The sequence below is a fragment of the Bosea vaviloviae genome (assembly GCF_001741865.1).
In the GTDB taxonomy this organism is placed as follows: domain Bacteria; phylum Pseudomonadota; class Alphaproteobacteria; order Rhizobiales; family Beijerinckiaceae; genus Allobosea; species Allobosea vaviloviae.
Genome location: NZ_CP017147.1, coordinates 3,644,636 through 3,663,114, shown reverse-complemented (window position 1 = coordinate 3,663,114; position 18,479 = coordinate 3,644,636). Strand labels below are relative to the sequence as shown.

17 protein-coding genes are annotated in these 18,479 nt (G+C 66.3%); 14 read left to right on the top strand and 3 right to left on the bottom strand.

Translation table 11 applies throughout. From position 1 onward, the window contains the following. The first annotated feature begins 74 nt into the window (after positions 1 to 74). The 4 genes from hemB (at position 75) to BHK69_RS16840 (ending at position 4,474) form a co-directional block, all read left to right on the top strand. Positions 75 to 1,139, top strand: coding sequence for a porphobilinogen synthase (gene hemB / locus BHK69_RS16855; protein ID WP_069691107.1), 1,065 nt, complete (start codon positions 75 to 77; stop codon positions 1,137 to 1,139). A 179-nt stretch (positions 1,140 to 1,318) separates the two neighbouring features. Next, the gene (locus BHK69_RS16850; RefSeq protein WP_069691106.1) at positions 1,319 to 2,653 is read left to right on the top strand and encodes a branched-chain amino acid ABC transporter permease; all 1,335 of its coding nucleotides are present in this window, start codon (positions 1,319 to 1,321) and stop codon (positions 2,651 to 2,653) included. Between the two features lie 13 nt (positions 2,654 to 2,666). Continuing rightward, entirely contained in the window at positions 2,667 to 3,929 is a 1,263-nt protein-coding gene (locus tag BHK69_RS16845) for a threonine ammonia-lyase (RefSeq protein WP_069691105.1), read from the top strand. A 71-nt stretch (positions 3,930 to 4,000) separates the two neighbouring features. Further along, positions 4,001 to 4,474 (top strand): RDD family protein, encoded by a 474-nt coding sequence (locus tag BHK69_RS16840; RefSeq protein ID WP_069691104.1) that lies wholly within the window; start codon positions 4,001 to 4,003, stop codon positions 4,472 to 4,474. A 211-nt stretch (positions 4,475 to 4,685) separates the two neighbouring features. Here the strand turns inward: BHK69_RS16840 and BHK69_RS16835 are convergent, their stop codons facing one another. Continuing rightward, positions 4,686 to 5,516: a class I SAM-dependent methyltransferase gene (locus BHK69_RS16835; RefSeq protein WP_069693731.1), complete on the bottom strand. Its 831-nt coding sequence runs from the start codon at positions 5,514 to 5,516 to the stop codon at positions 4,686 to 4,688. 263 nt (positions 5,517 to 5,779) lie between these two features. Here BHK69_RS16835 and BHK69_RS16825 point away from each other — a divergent pair, with 263 nt between their 5' ends. From BHK69_RS16825 to BHK69_RS16785, 9 genes are all read left to right on the top strand, one after another. Beyond that, entirely contained in the window at positions 5,780 to 6,526 is a 747-nt protein-coding gene (locus tag BHK69_RS16825) for an arginyltransferase (RefSeq protein WP_069691102.1), read from the top strand. Between the two features lie 136 nt (positions 6,527 to 6,662). Continuing rightward, positions 6,663 to 7,310 carry an RraA family protein gene (locus BHK69_RS16820; RefSeq protein ID WP_069691101.1) on the top strand — a complete coding sequence of 216 codons (648 nt, stop codon included), beginning with the start codon at positions 6,663 to 6,665 and terminating at the stop codon, positions 7,308 to 7,310. Continuing rightward, positions 7,310 to 7,693 (top strand): UxaA family hydrolase, encoded by a 384-nt coding sequence (locus BHK69_RS16815; RefSeq protein WP_069691100.1) that lies wholly within the window; start codon positions 7,310 to 7,312, stop codon positions 7,691 to 7,693. Before BHK69_RS16820 ends, BHK69_RS16815 begins: the two co-directional genes overlap by 1 nt. After that, positions 7,690 to 8,889, top strand: coding sequence for a UxaA family hydrolase (locus BHK69_RS16810; RefSeq protein WP_069691099.1), 1,200 nt, complete (start codon positions 7,690 to 7,692; stop codon positions 8,887 to 8,889). The genes BHK69_RS16815 and BHK69_RS16810 overlap by 4 nt, the downstream gene beginning before the upstream one ends. Before the next feature lie 334 nt (positions 8,890 to 9,223). Continuing rightward, positions 9,224 to 10,237, top strand: coding sequence for a DUF2336 domain-containing protein (locus BHK69_RS16805; RefSeq protein ID WP_069691098.1), 1,014 nt, complete (start codon positions 9,224 to 9,226; stop codon positions 10,235 to 10,237). Between the two features lie 130 nt (positions 10,238 to 10,367). Continuing rightward, entirely contained in the window at positions 10,368 to 10,742 is a 375-nt protein-coding gene (locus BHK69_RS16800) for a hypothetical protein (RefSeq protein WP_148663461.1), read from the top strand. Between the two features lie 35 nt (positions 10,743 to 10,777). Continuing rightward, positions 10,778 to 12,130, top strand: a complete 1,353-nt coding sequence (locus tag BHK69_RS16795; protein WP_069691096.1) for a PepSY-associated TM helix domain-containing protein — start codon at positions 10,778 to 10,780, stop codon at positions 12,128 to 12,130. Between the two features lie 166 nt (positions 12,131 to 12,296). Beyond that, positions 12,297 to 13,322, top strand: coding sequence for a DUF2336 domain-containing protein (locus BHK69_RS16790; protein ID WP_069691095.1), 1,026 nt, complete (start codon positions 12,297 to 12,299; stop codon positions 13,320 to 13,322). A gap of 92 nt (positions 13,323 to 13,414) precedes the next feature. Next, positions 13,415 to 14,020 carry an outer membrane protein gene (locus tag BHK69_RS16785; protein ID WP_158516230.1) on the top strand — a complete coding sequence of 202 codons (606 nt, stop codon included), beginning with the start codon at positions 13,415 to 13,417 and terminating at the stop codon, positions 14,018 to 14,020. Between the two features lie 339 nt (positions 14,021 to 14,359). On the opposite strand, the gene parC is transcribed toward BHK69_RS16785, so the two are convergent. Together parC and recO are read right to left on the bottom strand one after the other, a co-directional pair. Beyond that, entirely contained in the window at positions 14,360 to 16,606 is a 2,247-nt protein-coding gene (parC, locus tag BHK69_RS16780) for a DNA topoisomerase IV subunit A (protein ID WP_069691093.1), read from the bottom strand. A 174-nt stretch (positions 16,607 to 16,780) separates the two neighbouring features. Further along, complete coding sequence (recO, locus tag BHK69_RS16775) at positions 16,781 to 17,509, bottom strand: DNA repair protein RecO (protein ID WP_069691092.1); 729 nt, start codon at positions 17,507 to 17,509, stop codon at positions 16,781 to 16,783. Positions 17,510 to 17,703: 194 nt separating this feature from the next. Between recO and BHK69_RS16770 the strand changes: the two genes are divergently transcribed. Next, a complete protein-coding gene (locus BHK69_RS16770; protein ID WP_069691091.1) occupies positions 17,704 to 18,462 on the top strand; it encodes an SDR family oxidoreductase in 759 nt (252 codons plus the stop codon). The last annotated feature ends 17 nt before the right edge of the window (positions 18,463 to 18,479 follow it).

Below are 18,479 nucleotides of genomic sequence, written 5' to 3'. Positions count from 1 at the left end.
TTTGGAACCGTTCCGATGTGCTAAAGTCGGATCAAATAGAACATCCCGCGCTCGGCGGGGCGGAGAGAAGTTCCATGGCATTCCGGGTTGTGCAGCCGTTTCCCGCCCCGCAGGCGCGGCAGGACGAGGCGTCCGCGCAAAGGGCCGACTCGCTTGGCTTGACGCGGCGCATGCGGCGCAACCGCAAGGCGGATTGGTCGCGCCGGCTGGTGCGCGAAACCGTGCTGACCACCAACGACCTGATCTGGCCGCTGTTCCTGATCGATTCGTCGCAGGCGCGCAGCGCGATCGCCTGGATGCCGGGTGTCGACCGGCTCAACATCGAGGAGGCGGTGCGCCAGGCCGCTCACGCGGCAAGCCTCGGCATTCCCGCGATCGCGCCCTTCCCCTTCGTCGAGAAGAGCCTGCGCGACGCGACCGCGACCGAGGCGCTGAACACGCGCAATCTGATGTGCCGCGCCGTGCGCGCCATCAAGGCGGAGGTGCCGCAGATCGGCATCATCTGCGATGCGGCGCTCGACCCCTACACCTCCCATGGCCATGACGGCGTGATGGAAGGCGAGAGGATCCTGAACGACGCCAGCGTCCACATCCTGACGCAGCAGGCGCTCGCCCTGGCCGATGCCGGCGCCGATGTGATCGCGCCCTCCGACATGATGGATGGACGCGTCGCCGCGATCCGCGCCGCGCTCGACGCCTCCGGCCATGAGGAGGTGCAGATCATGTCCTATGCGGCAAAATACGCCTCGGCCTATTATGGGCCGTTCCGCGACGCGATCGGCACCAACGCCACGCTGATCGGCGACAAGCGCACCTATCAGATGGACCCGGCCAATTCCGACGAGGCGATCGCCGAGGTCGCGCTCGATCTCGAAGAAGGCGCCGACATGGTGATGATCAAGCCGGGCCTGCCCTATCTCGACATCATCGCGCGGGTGAAGGACCATTTCCGCGTGCCGACCTTCGCCTATCAGGTGTCGGGCGAGTACGCGATGATCATGGCAGCCTCCCTGAATGGCTGGCTCGATGGCGACAAGGCGATGCTGGAGAGCCTGACGGCCTTCAAGCGCGCGGGCGCCGACGGGGTGCTGACCTATTTCGCGCCGCGGGTGGCGGAGATCCTGAAGGCCGGCGGCTGAGCCGACGCAGGGTGTCATCCCGCACGCGCTGCGGCACGCAGTGCTGCTGCGCAGATGCGGGACCGCGTGGCGAGAAGGTGCCCTGTTCCGGCGACGATCCCGTATCTGCATCGCGGCACTTCGCGCCGCAATGCGCCCGGGATGACACCAGTGGCTGGCCTGCTCTAGCGTGGCGCGACATGCGCCCTTTCCTCCTGCCGATTCTGCTCGTCCTGACCCTCGCTGGCTGCAGCGAGAGCTTCGACACCGACCAGCAGCGCCTCTGCCGCGAGGCGATCCCGCCGCTGAACCCGACTGGCACGGAGATCGCGATCGACGGTACCGCCGCGGGCCCGCGCCCCAACGCCCTGCGCATCCTCTACCGGGCTCAAATCGGGAGCGGCGCCGCGCGCCGCCGCAGCATCGACTGTCTCTTCGCCGGCGAAGGCGCGGGCCTCCGGCGCGGCGCCTTGATCGGCATCGCCTCCGACGGCCGGCCGATGAGCGACGCCAGCTTCTATCTGCTGCGGCGCTTCTATCTCGAGGACCGCGCCGAGCCGCCGATCGACCCCGGAGCGCCGCGCAAGGAGGATCTACCAGAGATCGCACCCGCTCTGGCCTATGGCCTGCAGCAGGGCCTGAGCGCCCTGCCCGCGGCCGCGATCTACACGCTCCTCGCTTCGGCCTATGCGCTGATCTACGGGCTGACCGGGCGCATTATCCTGAGCTTCGGCGAGTTCGGGGCGCTGGGCGCATTGGCGAGCGTGGTCGGCGTCGCACTGATCCTCTCGCTGTCATTGTCGACGCCGGCCTCCGGGCTCGCCATCGCATTTGCGGTCGCGATCGCAGTCTGCGCCTTTCACGGCTTCGCCATGGGACGCTTCATCCTGCGCCCGCTCGCACGCGCCACGGGCCAGCAGATGCTGATCGCCACGATCGGCCTCGCCATTGCGCTGTCGGAATATCTGCGGCTCGCGCAGGGGCCGGAACTGCGCTGGCTGCCGCCGGTCTTCAACGAACCCTGGTCGCTGGCCAAAGCGGGCAGCTTCGTCGTCACGATGACGCCGCTCGGCCTCGTGCTGGGCCTGATCGGCCTGGCAACCGCGCTTGGCCTCGTGCTGCTGATCAGGCTCTCGGCCTATGGCCGGGCCTGGCGGGCGGTCTCGGACGACGCCCGCACGGCTGCCCTGTTCGGGGTCGACGCGCGCGCAGTCCACGACAAGGCCCTGATCCTGGCCTGCGCCGCCTGCGGCATCGCCGGCGTGACCGTGACCGCGGTCTATGGCGGCATGGGTTTTGCCGGCGGGTTCACCCTGGGGCTGAAGGCGCTGGTTGCCGCCATTCTCGGCGGCATCGGCTCCGTCGCGGGCGCGGCGCTCGGCGGAATTTGCATCGCGATCTTCGAGGTGATCTGGTCCTCGACCATGCCGCTCGAACAACGCGACATCGCCGTCTACGCCCTGCTCGCCGTGGTTCTGATCCTGCGTCCCGGCGGCTTTTTCGGCGACGGCGCGCTGGCGCCACGACATGTCTGAACGGAGCACACGCATGACCCTGCAGGCAAAGCCGAACGAGCCCTTCGCGATCACGCCGCAGGATATCGAGGCTGCGGCAAGGCGCATCGAAGGGCATGTCCTGCGCACGCCGCTGGTGCCGGCGCCGCGCCTCTCCGAGCTCACCGGCGCAACCATCCTGGTCAAGCACGAGAACATGCAGGCGACGGCCTCCTTCAAGGAGCGCGGCGCGGTCAACAAGCTGCTCAGCCTCGACGAAGACGAGACCGCGCGCGGCGTCATCGCCATGTCGGCCGGCAACCATGCGCAGGCGGTGGCCTATCACGCCCGCCGCTTCGGCATCCCGGCGACGATCGTGATGCCCGAGACGACGCCCCTGGTGAAGGTCGAGAACACGCGCTCGCATGGCGCGCGCGTCGTGCTCTATGGCGAGACGCTTTACGAATCCGCGCAAAAGGCACGCGAACTGGCCAATGCCGAGGGCCTCGTCTTCGTCCACCCCTATGACGACCCCGCGGTGATGGCAGGCCAGGGCACGATCGCCCAGGAGATGCTCGACGACGACCCCGATCTCGACGTGCTGATCATTCCGCTCGGCGGCGGCGGGCTGATGGCGGGCAATGCCGTGGCCGCCAAGGCGCTGAAGCCCGAGATCGAGCTGATCGGCGTGGAAGCGGCGCTCTACCCCTCCTTCTTCAACGCCGTGAACGCCGAGGATCTGGCGATCGGCGGCGCGACATTGGCCGAGGGCATCGCGGTCAAGACGGTCGGCGTGCAGACGCTGCCGATCGTCTCCAGCCTGGTTTCCGACATCGTCCTGGTCAGCGAGGATCTGATCGAGCGCGCCGTCAACGCCTATGCCTGCCTCCAGCACACGCTGGCCGAAGGTGCGGGCGCGGCCGGCCTCGCCGCCATGCTGAAGGAGCCGCAGCGTTATGCTGGCCGCAAGGTCGGGCTCGTGCTCTGCGGCGGCAATATCGACACCCGCCTGCTGGCGGCGATCATGGTGCGCGAATTGGAGCGCGAGGACCGCATCGTCGCCTTCCGCCTCACCACCAGCGACCGACCGGGCCTGCTCGGCAAGGTCGCGAGCCTGCTCGGCGATCAGGGCGCCAATATCCTGGAGGTCAGCCATGGCCGGCTCTTCCTCGACGTTCCCGCCAAGGGCGTGAGCCTCGACGTCACGGTGGAGACGCGCGGAGCCGCGCATTCGCAGGCGATCGAAGCGATGCTGCGCGCCAATGGCTTCGCGCCGCACCGGGTTTTGCCGCGTGGCCTTGCGGAACCAGGACGCTGATCAAACATTGTGGGGAACGGCGCGGCTTTTTTTAAGTTTCCCCCCGCGCCCGAAGCAGGACGACCCTTTCGATGAGCGACCCGCGCTACGGCCAATCCCCGATCACGCCGATCGATCCGCGCCCGTTCCAGGACGTCAGCGGCGTGCTGAGCTCGCGGCTCTTCGCCTGGATCGGCGATATCATCATCCTGTTCTTCTTGGGCTCGCTGATCATCGTGCTGCTCGGGATCCTGGGCATCGTCACCTTCGGCGCGACCTGGCTCCTGATCCCGATCGCGACCGTCGCAACGGCGCTCGGCTACGCCGCGCTGACCATCGGCGGCCCGCGCCAGGCGACCTGGGGCATGCGCATGGCAGGCCTCAAGGTCGAGACCGCCAATGGCGGGCGGCCCGATGGGGTGGCCGCGGCGGTGCATGCGCTGCTGTTCTATGTCGCGGCCGGAACGGTCGCGCTGTGGCTGCTCGATATCGGCTGCGGCTTCGTGCGCGCCGACCGGCGCTTCGGGCATGACCTGCTGACGGGGCTGGTCGTCGTGCGCGGCTGAGCGCCTTCACCGTATTTTCGAGCAAAGTGGGCACCATGCCGTCTCAGCATGGAACCAAGCGTCATCCTGGACAAGCCGCACAAGCGGCGCAGCTCCGGGATCCATCGTAGGGCGCAGCTCGCTATGATGGATCCCGGGACGAAGCTGTGCTTCGCCCCGGATGACGGCGCGTTTCCGAGCCGAGATGACGAACGTTACAAGACGACAAACGTCAGAAACGGTATCGCAGGAGCCGGCCTAGTCTCGCCAGGGGTGCGATCGCGGTGAAGACGCTCACCGCCAGGCGTGCCGGCCATGACATCCTGGCGAGCTGCTGCGGATCGTAGCCATCTGGATCATAAGCCATCAATACGGTCATCAGCTCCAGGCGCGGAACCTGCGCCTGAAGCTCGCGCGGATCGTCGAGCGCCCAATGCAGCGTTGCGCCGGTCGCCCTGACCGAAGGCTGGTTCCCGATGAACCAGAGGCCAAGCCAGCTATAGCCGTCGAAGGCGAGTTCGCCGCTCGCGACATGCTCGGTCAGCCTGCGGAGCAGACGCGGCACCTCCTCCTCGGCGATATAAGGCAGAAGTCCCTCGGCGAGGATCAGTGCCGGGCGGTCCGCCGGCACCTCGCCGAGCCAGGCCGGGTCCGTCACCGAGGCGCCGATCAGGCTGTAGCCTTCGCGCTCCGGGTAGAGGCGCCGGCGCAATGCGACGACTTCGGGATAATCGACATCGAACCAGCGGATGCCCGGCGGCGGATCGATCCGGAAGATCCGGCTGTCCAGCCCGCAACCGAGATGCAACACGGTCGCGTCGGGATGGCGCGCGATGAAATCGCGGGTCCAGCCGTCGAGGATATGAGCGCGCATCGCCACGCCGATCATCAGATCGCGGTCGATCTTCAGCTTCGCGAAGTCATAATCGATCTTGCTGACGGCCTCGGCTGCGAAGCGATCCTGCAACAGGGAATCCGGCAGAAGGCTCTCTCCGGCCTTGCTGTAGAGCGTGATGAGGAGGGTTTCTTTTTCCTCGGTCAGCGAGACTTTCTCGATTGTCATCGCGATCACCTCGCGGTCAGGGCGGCCTGCATGGGGCCAGGCACGAAAATGCCCCCCTGCCAGGCAAGACGCAACCGCGACGCGAGTCGCGCGACCTCCCATCGGGCTCGAATCGAGCCGCCGCCCAAACTTTGAGCGAAAATGCCCCGCACCTGGCCAAACAGCCCGACCGAGCCAACCCTGTTCACCCGACGTTCCCATTTCCACACAGCGGGAACATGATCTAGAGTTTGCAGGCAGCAGCAGGTTCGAAGGTTCGAGACGTGACGCGCCCGTTGCGGGATGCCCCGCAATTTTACCTGACGTCGCCGACCACGTGCCCCTATTTGCCGGGGCGCGAGGAGCGCAAAGTGTTCACGCATCTCGTGGGCGCGCGTGCGCGCGACCTCAACGACGTGCTGAGCCAGGGCGGCTTCCGGCGCTCGCAAAGCATCGCCTATCGCCCGGCTTGCGAGACCTGCCGGGCCTGCGTCTCGGTGCGGGTCTGCGTCGACGACTTCCGCCCATCGCGCGGCTTCCGCAAGGTGGCCTCGCGCAACAGCGACCTGGTCGGCCAGGTGCTGCCGCCGCAGCCGCGCTCCGAGCATTATTCGCTGTTCCGCTCCTATCTCGACGAACGCCACCCCGAGGGCGGCATGGCGACGATGTCGGCGCTAGATTTCGCGATGATGGTCGAGGACAGCCATGTCGAGACATCGCTGATCGAATATCGTCGGCGCGGTCCCGATAGCGGCTTCACCGGCCGCGGCCAGGGCGATCTCTTCGCGATGGCGCTGACCGACACGCTGAGCGACGGGCTCTCGATGGTCTATTCGGTGTTCGACCCCAATCTGGAGGCGCGTTCGCTCGGCACCTATATGGTGCTCGACCATATCGAGCGGGCCCGCAAGCTCGGCCTGCCCTATGTCTATCTCGGCTATTGGGTCGAGGGCTCGCCCAAGATGGCCTACAAGGCCCGCTTCTTGCCCCAGGAACGCCTGTCTCCCTTGGGCTGGGAACGCGTCGACTAATTCTGACCTAAACCGATTGAAACGCATTCGCGCCGCGCGAAAAACGCGCTTGCGGCGGCCCTGCCCTGCCCGCACTCTGACGCCAACCGGTCCGGGCGACGCATTCGTCGCATGCAGAGACCAGCGCGGAGGAACCATGAGCGAAGACCTGACCCTGCGGCTCGAGCGCTGCTACACCGGCATCATCCATGACGTGATGCGCGCCATGGGGCTGACCGATTTCACCCTGCCGCCGGAACTGCGCCCGCTCCTGCCTGGAACCAAGCTGGCGGGCCCCGCCTTCACCGTCGAAGGCAAGACCGGCGAGTTCGATGCGCATGAGACCCTGCTCGGCTGGACCGGCCTGCTCTCGGCCGCCAGGCCCGGCCATGTCTGGGTCTGCCAGCCCAACACCGAGGAGGTTGCGCTGATGGGCGAGCTCTCGGCCGAGACGCTGAAGAACAAGGGCGTGCGCGGCTGCGTCATCGACGGCCTCTCGCGCGACACCGAATTCATGATCGAGATGGGCTTCCAGGCCTATTTCAAGGCCTATACACCACGCGACATCGTCGGTTTCTGGCTGCCCAAGACGATCGACGAACCGATCAAGATCGGCACCGTCTGGATCCGGCCGGGCGACTACATCCTCGGCGACCGCGACGGCGTGGTGCGGATTCCCATCGAGGTGATCGAGGAGGTTCTGGACAAGTCCGAAGCCGCGATCTCGACCGAGAACAAGGTCCGCACCGCGATCCTGGCCGGCACCGACCCGCAAGCCGCTTATCTGCAGTTCGGCAAATTCTGATGAGCACGCAAATTCTGATGAGCACACAAGGTCCGATCAGCACGCATGATCCGCGCCTGATCCTGCTCGACCCGCGAGACAACGTCTTCGTCGCGCGGATGCGGCTGCCCGCAGGCGAGGCGATCGAGACCGGCGCAGGCAAGGCAGCCCTCGACCGCGACATCCCGCTCGCCCACAAGATCGCGCGATGGGCGATCGCGCCTGGCGAGAAGATCCTGAAATATGGCGCGCCGATCGGCGTCGCCACGGTCGCGATCGCGGCGGGTTGCCATGTCCATGTCCAGAACATCAAGAGCGATTACACGCCGACCTATCATCTCGAAGACGAGCGCCAGCAAGACGAACGCAAGGACGACGAACGCAAGACGGGGATGAACGCATGACCGAGCTTGCCGGCTATCTGCGCTCAGACGGGCGCAAGGGCATCCGCAACACCGTCGCGGTCGCCTATCTCGTCGAATGCGCCCATCATGTCGCCCGTGAGATTGCCCTGCCCTGGCGCGAGAACGACGTCCACGTCATCGGCTTTCCCGGCTGCTATCCCAATGCCTATGCCGAAAAGATGATGGAGCGGCTCTGCACCCACCCCAATGTCGGGGCGGTGCTGATGGTCTCGCTCGGCTGCGAGAGCTTCAACAAATATGCACTCGAGCGCGTCGTCGCGGCCTCGGGCCGGCCGGTGAAGACGATCATCATCCAGGGCACCGGCGGCACCCGCGCCTCGATCAAGGAGGGGCGCGCCTGGGTCGAGACGCAGCGCGCCGTGCTCGACCGGCAGGAAACCGTGCCGATGGCGGTCTCCGAGCTCATTATCGGCACGGTTTGCGGCGGCTCCGACGGCACTTCCGGCATCACCGGAAACCCGGCGGCGGGGCGCGCCTTCGATCAGCTCATCACCGAGGGCGCTGCCTGCATTTTTGAAGAAACCGGCGAATTGATCGGCTGCGAGCACATCATGGCGGCGCGCGCGATCACGCCCGAGCTCGGCCGGATTCTGGAGCAGTCCGTCGCCAAGGCGGCGCGCTATTACGCCACGCTGGGCTATGGCTCCTTTGCCGCCGGCAATGCCGAGGGTGGGCTCTCGACCATCGAGGAGAAATCGATGGGCGCCTATGCCAAATCGGGGGCATCAGCCATTTCCGGCCTGCTCAAGCCCGGCGACATCCCGCCGCGCGGGGGCTTGTATCTGCTCGATGTCGTGCCCGATGGCGAGGTGCGCTTCGGCTTCCCCAACATAAACGACAATGCCGAGATCGCGGAGCTGATCGCCTGCGGCGCGCATTGCGTGCTGTTCGTGACGGGGCGCGGCTCGGTCGTCGGCTCGGCGATTTCGCCCGTCGTGAAAATCTGCGCCAATCCCGAGACCTATCGGCGCATGCAAGACGACATGGATGTCGATGCCGGCCGCATTCTCGAGGGGCGCGCCGGGCTCGATCAGATCGGCACGGAAATCCGCGACCTCGTGGTCTCATTGGGCCAGGGTGCGCGCACCAAGTCGGAGGAACTCGGGCATCAGGAATTCATCCTGACCTATAAGAGCTTCGAGCCGCTCGGCCCGTCCTGCCTGCCGGCTGGCTGACGGCGCCTGCCCTCGCCGGAGCCATTCCCGATCCAGCTGGGTCGGGAATGGCTCCGGCCTTTCATTTTAACGCGTTTTCTCCGCGCAAACGCTTCGCGTTTGTCGCGAGGGAACCGGCGTCCACTTCGCTCGAAAACGCTCCGGCCGCCGCAGCGAGAGGTTTTGTTCACGCCAATATGGGGCAATTGTTGCGCGGGAAGCGCCTTGAGCCACAATGAGGCAAGCTTCGCGCAAGCTTGGCATGCTCTGGTAACGGCTTGGGGGCGTCATGCTGGACTCCTTGTACAAACTCGCAAGTGAAACCTCGTCGGAGTCGCGCCGTCGGCTGCTCCACGTGGTCACGAAGCTGTTTTTCTACGATCCTGACCCGACGGTGACGTCGAAATATCACTATGGCGAGATCGCGCTCTCGTCGCTGGGGCACATCAACAGGCGAGCACGCCAGACCTATGCGGACGAGGTCGCGGCGGAACCGAACCTGCCGCGCAGCGTCGCCAATGCCCTGGCCGGCGACCCCGATAGCGAGGTTGCGCGCCTCGTCCTGCGGCTTTCGCCGGTCCTGACCGATCGCGACCTCGCCGCCATCGCCCTGAACCAATCGCAGGACCACCTCACCGCAATCGCCGAACGTGCGCGCCTGTCGGAAAAAGTGACCGATATCCTGGTCGAGCGCGGCGACAACGGCGTGCTGAAGACGGTTGGCGGTAATGAGGGCGCGCAATTCTCCGACAACGGCTTCGAGCATCTGCTGGAGCGCGGCCGCGAGGAGCCGGAGATTAACCGGACGGTCGCGGTCCGCTCGGATCTCACGCAGGAGCGCGCCGAGCGCGTGATGCGCATCCTCGCCGAGCTCGGCGGTGAAGACGCGGGCGGCACTAACGCGAATAGCGAGGCCGGCGCCATCGCCCAGCAGGCTCGCCAGCAGCGGATCGAGGTGACCGGCCTCCTGACGGATCTGGCAGAAAAGACGCGCTTGCTGGACGACGTGCTGCTCATGCTCGCAGAGGAAGATCGCGCCTATCATCTCGCCCAGGTCATCGCTCGGGAGGCGGAGATCGCGGTCGAGCATGCGCTTCGAACCCTGTTGCGCCGGGACACCAACGGCATTGCCCTGGCCTGCCGCGCGCTGGATGTCGGCTATCCCGCCTTTGCGGCGATCCTGGCCCTGCGGGCGCGGCGATTGATGTTCGCCAACAAACGCATCGAGGACGACCTGCGTCACTACGCCCAGATCGACTCGGCCGCGGCCGAGCGCGGCATGCGCTTCACCCGCATGAAGGCCAAGCTCTCGGGGGACGGGACGAGCAAGACGATCGAGCTTCAGACCGGTGGCCAGCGGCGGTCCTGATCATCTACGCGCCGTCATTTCGGGCGCAGATGCGGCTCGTCGGGAACGACGGCGCGGATGATGGCAGGCGGTCGCCGGATTGGCGATTGACCAAACGGATGACCCGCCTTAGCCGGTGGCTATGGGCGGGATGATCGACAGGATCAGGCTGGGACGCAGCGCAGTTGCGCTGGTCCTGGCTTATGCGCTCATCCTGCAAGGCGTGCTCTATGCGATCGGGGCTGGTCTGGCCGCCTCGCCCGCGAACAAGCTGACGCATGTTCTCTGCACGCCGGGCTCCACGGTCACGCAAGAGAGTCCGGGCATCCCGGCTCCGACGCCCGATTGCTGCGTCATGGGCTGCGCCTCGTTCGCGGGCGCGCTGCCTGCGCCCGCTGCCATCGCCCTGCCCGCACGCATCAACCGCTTCGCTGCGGTGGAAACGGCAGAGCGCCGCCCGACCGCGCCGTTGCGCGCCGCGCTCCTCTACCCCCTGGGCGCGCGCGCCCCACCCGTCCTGAGCTGAACCAGCCCGTTCGTCTCCAGCTCAGGATCCCTTCCATGACCACCGTTTCCACGGCGGAGGCCGCGCCCATGCGCGCCGCCGACCGCGCCGCTTCCTTCTATCGCGCCGTCTGGCGCTGGCATTTCTATGCCGGACTGATGACGCTGCCCTTCCTCATCTTGCTCGCCGTGACGGGCGGGCTCTATCTCTTCCACCATGATCTCGACGGGCTGATCCATCGCGATCTGAAGCAGGTCGAGCGGCGCGCGGAGGCGCCGCGCAAACCGAGCGAGATCGTCGCCCAGGCCGTAGCGAGCGTTCCGGGCCGAGCCGTCAAATACGTTCCCCCTGAATCTGCGTCCGCCTCGGCCGAGGTCACCATCCGCGATGCGGCCGGCGCGCGACAGGTCGTCTATGTCGACCCCTACGACGCCCGCGTGCTCGGCACGCTCAGTGACCGGGGAACCGTGATGTGGGTGGTGCGGCAGCTGCACAGCCTGGCCTATTTCGGGCCGGTCGCGAACGGCGTGATCGAGATCGTCGGCGGCTGGTCGATCCTGCTGGTCGCGACCGGCGTCTATCTGTGGTGGCCGCGCAGAGGCGGCGGAGGCGTGGTCACGGTGCGGGGACAGCCGCGCCAGCGCGTGTTCTGGCGCGATCTCCACGCCATCACCGGCATCTTCGCCGGGGTCCTCATCGTTTTTCTCGCGATCTCAGGCATGCCCTGGTCGGTGTTCTGGGGCGCCAAGGTCAATGAATGGGCCAATGGCAACAATTTCGGCTATCCGGCCGGCGTGCGCGTCGCGGTGCCGATGTCGGACGATCCCCTGCACCAGCATGGCCCGACCGCCTGGTCGCTCGAACAGGCGAAGATGCCGGAATCGAGCGCAAATCCCGGGCAGGCGATCGGCCTCGACGCCGCCATTGCGCGCTTCGATGCGCTTCGCCTCGCACCCGGATATGCCGTGAACCTGCCCTCCGGCCCCAAGGGCGTCTACACCGGCTCGGTCTATCCCAACGACCTGTCGCGCCAGCGCGTGGTCCATCTCGACCAATATAGCGGCGAGCCATTGATCGATATGGGCTATGCCGATTACGGCCTCTTCGGCAAGGCGCTGGAATGGGGCATCAACGTCCATATGGGCCAGGAGTTCGGGCTGGCGAACCAGCTCCTGATGCTCGCGGCCTGCATCGCGATCATCCTGCTCTCGGTCTCGGCCGGCGTCATGTGGTGGAAGCGCCGCCCGGCTGGGCGCCTCGGCGTGCCACCGCTGCCGGCCCGGCCGGGAACGCTCTACGGCGTCTTCGCCATCCTGGCGATCGGCGGCGTGATCTTCCCGCTTGTCGGCGCATCGCTGATCGCGATGCTGCTCCTCGACCGCCTGCTTTCAAGAAGAAACTCAACCTGAAGTTGTATTGGCGCTCTTCTTGCGATGTTTTCGCGAGAGGAGCTTGGCAAGCACACGGAAAACTCATCGATTTCACGGCGATACTCGCGAAACGAGCGGCCCGCTTAAGAGTAAAGCAAGTGCTGGTGCGGCATTTTGCCGAAACGTCAATCATCCCGAGGATCCGATGCTGCGTTTCCTGACCCAGATGCCGGCCGACATGTCGTCGGATTCGCGCCGGCAGCTGCTGAACGCCGTCACGGACCTGTTCCTGCTCGACGACGAGCCGACCGAGATCGCCAAGGAGCATTACGGCCAGATCGCGCTGCACACGCTGCCCCGCCTCGAAGGCGACGGCCGCAAGCACTATGCCGAGCAGGTCGCGGAAATGGAGAGCCTGCCGCGCGAGGTCGCAACCTCGCTGGCCGGCGACCCCGACAGCGAGGTCGCGCGCCTCGTGCTGAAGCTCTCGCCGGTGCTGACCGACGCCGATCTCGCCGCCATCGCCGTCAGCCAGTCGCAGCGCCACCTCGCCGCCATCGCCGAGCGCGGCCGGCTGTCGGAAAGCGTGACCGACATCCTGGTCGAACGCGGCGATCGGACCGTGCTCGAGACCGTCAGCGGCAATGAAGGCGCCAACCTTTCCGACAAGGGCTTCGAACGCCTGATCGAGCGCGGCGCCGGCGATGCCGGAATCGGCCTTGCCCTCTCGACACGCTCCAATCTGAGCCCGAGCCGGGCCAGCCGCGTGATGCGCATCGTCGAGGAGCTCAGCGACGAGAATGGGCTCTGGTCCAAGCCCAATGACGAGGCCGTGACGCTCGCGCGGCAGGCGCGCCAGCATCGGATGGAAGTGAAATTGCTGCTGGTCGATCTCGCCGCCGAGAAGCGCGCGCTCGACGATGTCGTCATCATGCTCGCCGAGGAGGATCGCGCCTATCATCTGGCGCAAGTCTTCGCGCAGGTCGGCGAGATCAGCATCGAGCAGTCGCTGCGAATCCTGATGCAGCGCGACGTCAGCGGCATTGCGGTGCTGTGCCGCGCCCTGAACCTCGGCGCGCCCGCTTTTGAGGCGATCCTGACGCTACGCGCGTTGCGCCTGATCTTCGCCAGGAAGGCCGCCGAAGACGACCTGAAGAGCTATATGAAGCTCGATTCGGCGACGGCGGAGCGCACGCTGCGTTTCCTCAAGCTCAGGCTGAAACTGGCCTGAAACGCAGCCGGCAGGCGACCGGCCACAAAACCGCGACAATCGCCGCCCTTTCTGGTATCTGTTCCACGGTTGGTCGCGAGGATGCCTTCGACGTGAGATGTTCGCTTCTCTCCGGCGCGTTATGCGCGCTCGCCTTGAGCGCGGCGGGCGCCCAGGCGCAGGTCTTCCTGCCCTTCAGCACTTTTGACGCCCTGCCCTCCTTCGCCTGGTCGGAGCCGACGCTCGCGCCCGGCGGCGTGAAATGGGAGGGCAACTATGCCCGCATCTCCAGCGGTTTCCAGGTGACGAGCTCGAAGCGGCTAGGCACCTCGGCCGGCCCGACCTTCGGGCTCGAGGCCGGGACGATGCGCCGCGACGGCAATTTCGTCTACGGCATCGTCGGCGCGCTGCAATACATGCCCGCGATCGGCGGCTACGGCACGCCGAGCTTCGGCAATGTCGCCTATACCCGCGACTTCGCCGGCGCCTTCCAGATCAAGGCCGGCGTGCTCGCGACGCCCGACGTCCTGCTCTACACCAAGGTCGGCATGTCGGCCGCCAACGAGACGCTGCGCTTCGGAGGCTCGCCCTGGTCGGCCCCGTTCTCGCGCTCGGATATCGCGCTCAGGCCCGAGGCCTATGTCGGAGCCGAATGGGCGGTGACGAATAATCTGACGCTGGGGCTCGAAGTCGGTGTCGTCGGGCAGGCGATCCGCTGAGATTTTGATTCAAGCGGTTGTGGAGCTGATTCCGCAGACGACTGTAAACGCTTGAAAGATCTGAGATTTCCAAGAAGAGCGCGGGGAACCCCTCTCCTGTAAGGAGAGGGGCAGGGGTGAGGTGTAGGCCCCTGGACCAGTTGCGTGACGACCTTACCGTCATTGCGAGCGAAGCGAAGCAATCCAGGAAGGCTCGCTCTACGGCCCTTAGATTGCTTCGCTTCGCTCGCAATGACGACGGAACAGCGGTGAGGTCACAGCCAAAGCGTCAAACGGCCGACCCCTCACCCTGCCCTCTCCCTACGGGAGAGGGTTCCCCGCGGTTCCTCGCGTCGTCCTCTACCCCCCGAACTTGTTGTTCTTGGCGAAGCCTTTTGGCGGCAGGCGGCCGGATTCGCCGCGGTGGCCGAGCCATTCCATCAGCTCGCTCTGCGCCACGGTCCAGGTCCGGCCCGAGGTGTCGCGCCAGGTCAAGCCGTCCGCCAGCTTGAAGACCTTGGCGTCGGAGACGCCGCCGTCCTTGTAGCGCTGCAGGCGCACGCCCTTGCCGCGCGCCATCTCGGCCACTTCCGAAATCGGGAAGCAGTTGAGCTTGCGGTTCTCGCCGATGATCGCGACATGGTCGCCCTCCGCCGGCACGGCGAGCAGGGCAAGCACCGGCGTCTCGACATTGAGCACCTGCCGACCCTTGCGGGTGTTGGCCACGACATCGTCGGTCGAGGCGACGAAGCCGCGCCCATCCGTCGTCACCATCAGGAGCTTCAGCCCCGGCCGATACGGGAAGGCCGAGACGATTTCGGCGGTCTCCTCGAGCTCGATCATCAGGCGGATCGGATCACCGAAGCCGCGCCCTCCGGGAAGCTTGGACGCCTCCAGGGTGAAGACCTTGCCGTTCGAGGCCAGCACCAGGAGCTTGGCCGTCGTCTCCGTGAAGAAGGCCGTCTTCAGCCCGTCATCGCCCTTGAAAGTCAGCGTCGACTGATCCTGGACATGGCCCTTCAGCGCCCGGATCCAGCCCTTCTTCGAGATCACCACCGTCACCGGCTCGCGCTCGACCATGGCCTGGGTCAGGTCGACATCGGTCGTGTCGGGCATATCGGCGAAGGAGGTGCGGCGCTTTCCGATCACCGTCTCGGGGCCGAAGATCTTCTTCACCTCGCGGATGTCGTGCTGGATGAGCTTCCACTGGACCGGCTCCGATCCCAGCAGCTCCTCGATCTGGCCCTTCTCCTTGGTCAATTCGTCGAGCTCTGTCTTGAGCTGCATCTCCTCCAGCTTACGCAGCGAACGCAGCCGGGTGTCGAGAATGGCGTTGGCCTGGAGCTCGGACAGCTCGAAGAATCGCATCAGCTCGACCTTGGGCTCATCCTCCTCGCGGATGATCTTGATGACCCGATCGAGGTCGAGATAGACGATCAAGAGGCCGCGCAGGATCTCCAGCCGCTTGTCGATCTGGCCGAGCCGGAAGCGCGAGCGGCGCAGCAGCACCTCGCGGCGATGGTCGAGCCAGGCGCGCAGGGCCTCATTGAGGCCGAGCACGCGCGGCACCACCCCGCCGGTCAGCACGTTCATGTTCATCGAGATGCGCGCCTCCAGCTCCGAGAGCCGGAAGAGCGATTCCATCATCAGATTGGGATCGACATTGCGGGCGCGCGGCTCGATGACGACGCGGATGTCCTCCGCCGACTCGTCACGCAGGTCGGCGACCAGAGGCAGCTTCTTGTCGTTGAGCAGCTCGGCGATCTTCTCGATTAGCCGGCCCTTCTGGACCATGTAGGGAATCTCGGTGACGACGACCTGCCAGGCGCCGCGCTCCAGATCCTCCTTGACCCAGCGCGCCCGGGTGCGGAAGGCGCCGCGCCCGGTGCGGTAGGTCTCGGCCATCGAGGCCCGGGTCTCGACGATGATGCCGCCGGTCGGGAAATCCGGCCCCTGCACGAAGGTCATCAATTGTTCGGAAGAGGTTTCCGGGTGCTGGATCAGATAGAGCGCGGCGTCGCAGAGTTCGGCGGCGTTGTGCGGCGGGATCGAGGTCGCCATGCCGACCGCGATGCCTTGCGAACCATTGGCGAGCAGATTCGGGAAGGCGGCGGGGAGGACGATGGGCTCCTCATCCTCCCCGTTGTAAGTCTCGCGGAAGTCGACCGCGTCCTCCTCGATGCCGTCGAGCAGGAGGCGCGCGACCTCGGTCATGCGCGCTTCGGTATAACGATAGGCGGCGGCGTTATCGCCGTCGATATTGCCGAAATTGCCCTGCCCATCGACGAGCGGATAGCGCTGGGCGAAATCCTGGGCGAGACGCACCAGCGCGTCATAGACCGACTGATCGCCATGCGGGTGGAACTTACCGATGACGTCGCCGACGATACGGGCGCATTTCTTGTGGACCTGGCCGGGGTCGAGCCGGAGCAGCCGCATGGCGTGCAGGATGCGGCGATGGACCGGCTTCAGACCGTCGCGCGCATCCGGCAGGGCGCGATGCATGATGGTGGAGAGCGCATAGGCGAGATAGCGCTCTTCCAGCGCGGTCTTCAGATCGATGCGCTCGGATTCATCCTCCGGCGGCGGCTCGACAGGCTTGCCCATGGGAATACCTTACCAACTCTCGGCGCAGTCCATTCCACAGCCCTCATCCTGAGGAGCCGCGCAAGCGGCGTTTCGAAGGATACGGGTTGAGGGAAACAGCGCGAATCACTTCGCACGACGATGCCGGCTGCGTACAGGCTTCGCCAAGCACACAGGCCCACAAACGCGGAAAAATCAGTGGATTTTCGTCGCCAGTTCGACCAGTCGCGCCCGCTCGGCCGGCTCGGCCAGCCCGCGCGGCTCGTAGAGATGGCGGCGCAGGAAGAAGCCGGTCAGCGCGAAGCCCGCCGCGATGTCGGTCGCAGTCGGCGCGCGAGCGCCCTGCCCCTCCCAGAGGAAGGCTGGAAGCGCGAGCAGGCGATCGCGATAGGGCTCGGCCGCCCGGCTGCTGACCGCCTTGCCGGATTTCGGCGAGACATGGCTGAGATCGTCCATAGCTCCCGTCACGGCGCAGCGCGTGAGATCGAGGCCAAATCCCAGCTCCGACAACATCGCCACCTCGAAACGCACCACCAGCGCCGGCGCCAGGCGCGGTTCGTCGAGATGCTGGATCAGGACGGCGAGCCCCTCATGCAGCGCCGGATGAGGATCGCGCTCCGGCAGCAGGCGCAGCAGCGCCGCGACCGTCGCCAGCCCGTAGAGCGCGACCGGCGCCTCGATCAATCGCGCCGCATGCGATTTCAGCAGCTCGACCTTGTACTCGCCGAGATGTTCGTCGAGCCGCGCCCGCCAGGTCAGCGAGACGGCGTTGCCGGGCTGGAGCGAGGCCTGCACCTTCGACGAGCGGCCGCCGCGCACGAGGCCGAGATGGCGGCCATGTGCGAGCGTCATCACCTCCAGGATCACGGAGCTCTCGCCATGCTGGCGCTGCCCGATGATCGTACCTTCGTCGGTCCATTCCATCGGCGCAGTTAGAGCAGGATGCGCGAGAGTTTCCAGCAAATCTGTACGCGCAATGGCCACGACAAGGGCCCAACCCTAGCGCCTCGGGTTCGACGCCAGCGCCGCGACGCATGACCGGCCAATTGCCCGACACCGGCCCGTCGGGCATTGCGGATGTTCAGATGGCGCCCACCGTCACAGCTAGAGGATTGATCATGGATCTCGATCTCGCTTCACGAACCGCTCTCGTCACCGGGGCAAGCTCGGGCATCGGCGCCGGAATCGCCCGCGTGCTCGCCAGGGAAGGCGCCCATGTCGCCGTGACGGCGCGGCGCGGCGAGCTCCTGGAAAAGCTGGTGCAGGAGATTACGGCTGCCGGCGGGCGGCCTCCGGTGATCGTGCTCGGCGATATCACGGATGCCGGCGATGTCGCCCGTATCGTCAGCGAGGCGACAGCCGCGCTCGGCCGGATCGACATTCTGGCCAACAGTGCCGGCGGTTCCAGGCCGATCGCGACCGATGCCGCCGATGCCGCCTGGGACGAGGCCTTCGCCCTCAACTTCACGGCCGCGCGGCGCTTGACCGAAGCCGTGCTGCCGGCGATGCGGGCGCGGCGCTGGGGCCGGATCGTCAACATCAGCGGCTCGATGGAGCCGCGCAGCCTGAACGCGGCGAGCGCGGCCAAGGCCGCGCTGCATCTCTGGGCGAAGGGGCTGTCCTGCGATGTCGCCGCCGAGGGCGTCACCATCAACACGATCCCGCCCGGCCGGATCAACAGCGAGCAGATCCTCACCAGGCTGCACCCCACGCAGGAAGCCCGCCAGGCCTTCATCGCCCGCAACATCCCGGCCGGCTATTTCGGCGAGCCCGAGGATATCGGGCATCTCGTGGCCTTCCTGGCCTCGCCGCAGGCGCGCTACATCACCGGCGCCGTCATCCCGGTCGATGGCGGCATGCACTTCTTCGCGCATTGAGAGCGAGCATCCAGCTC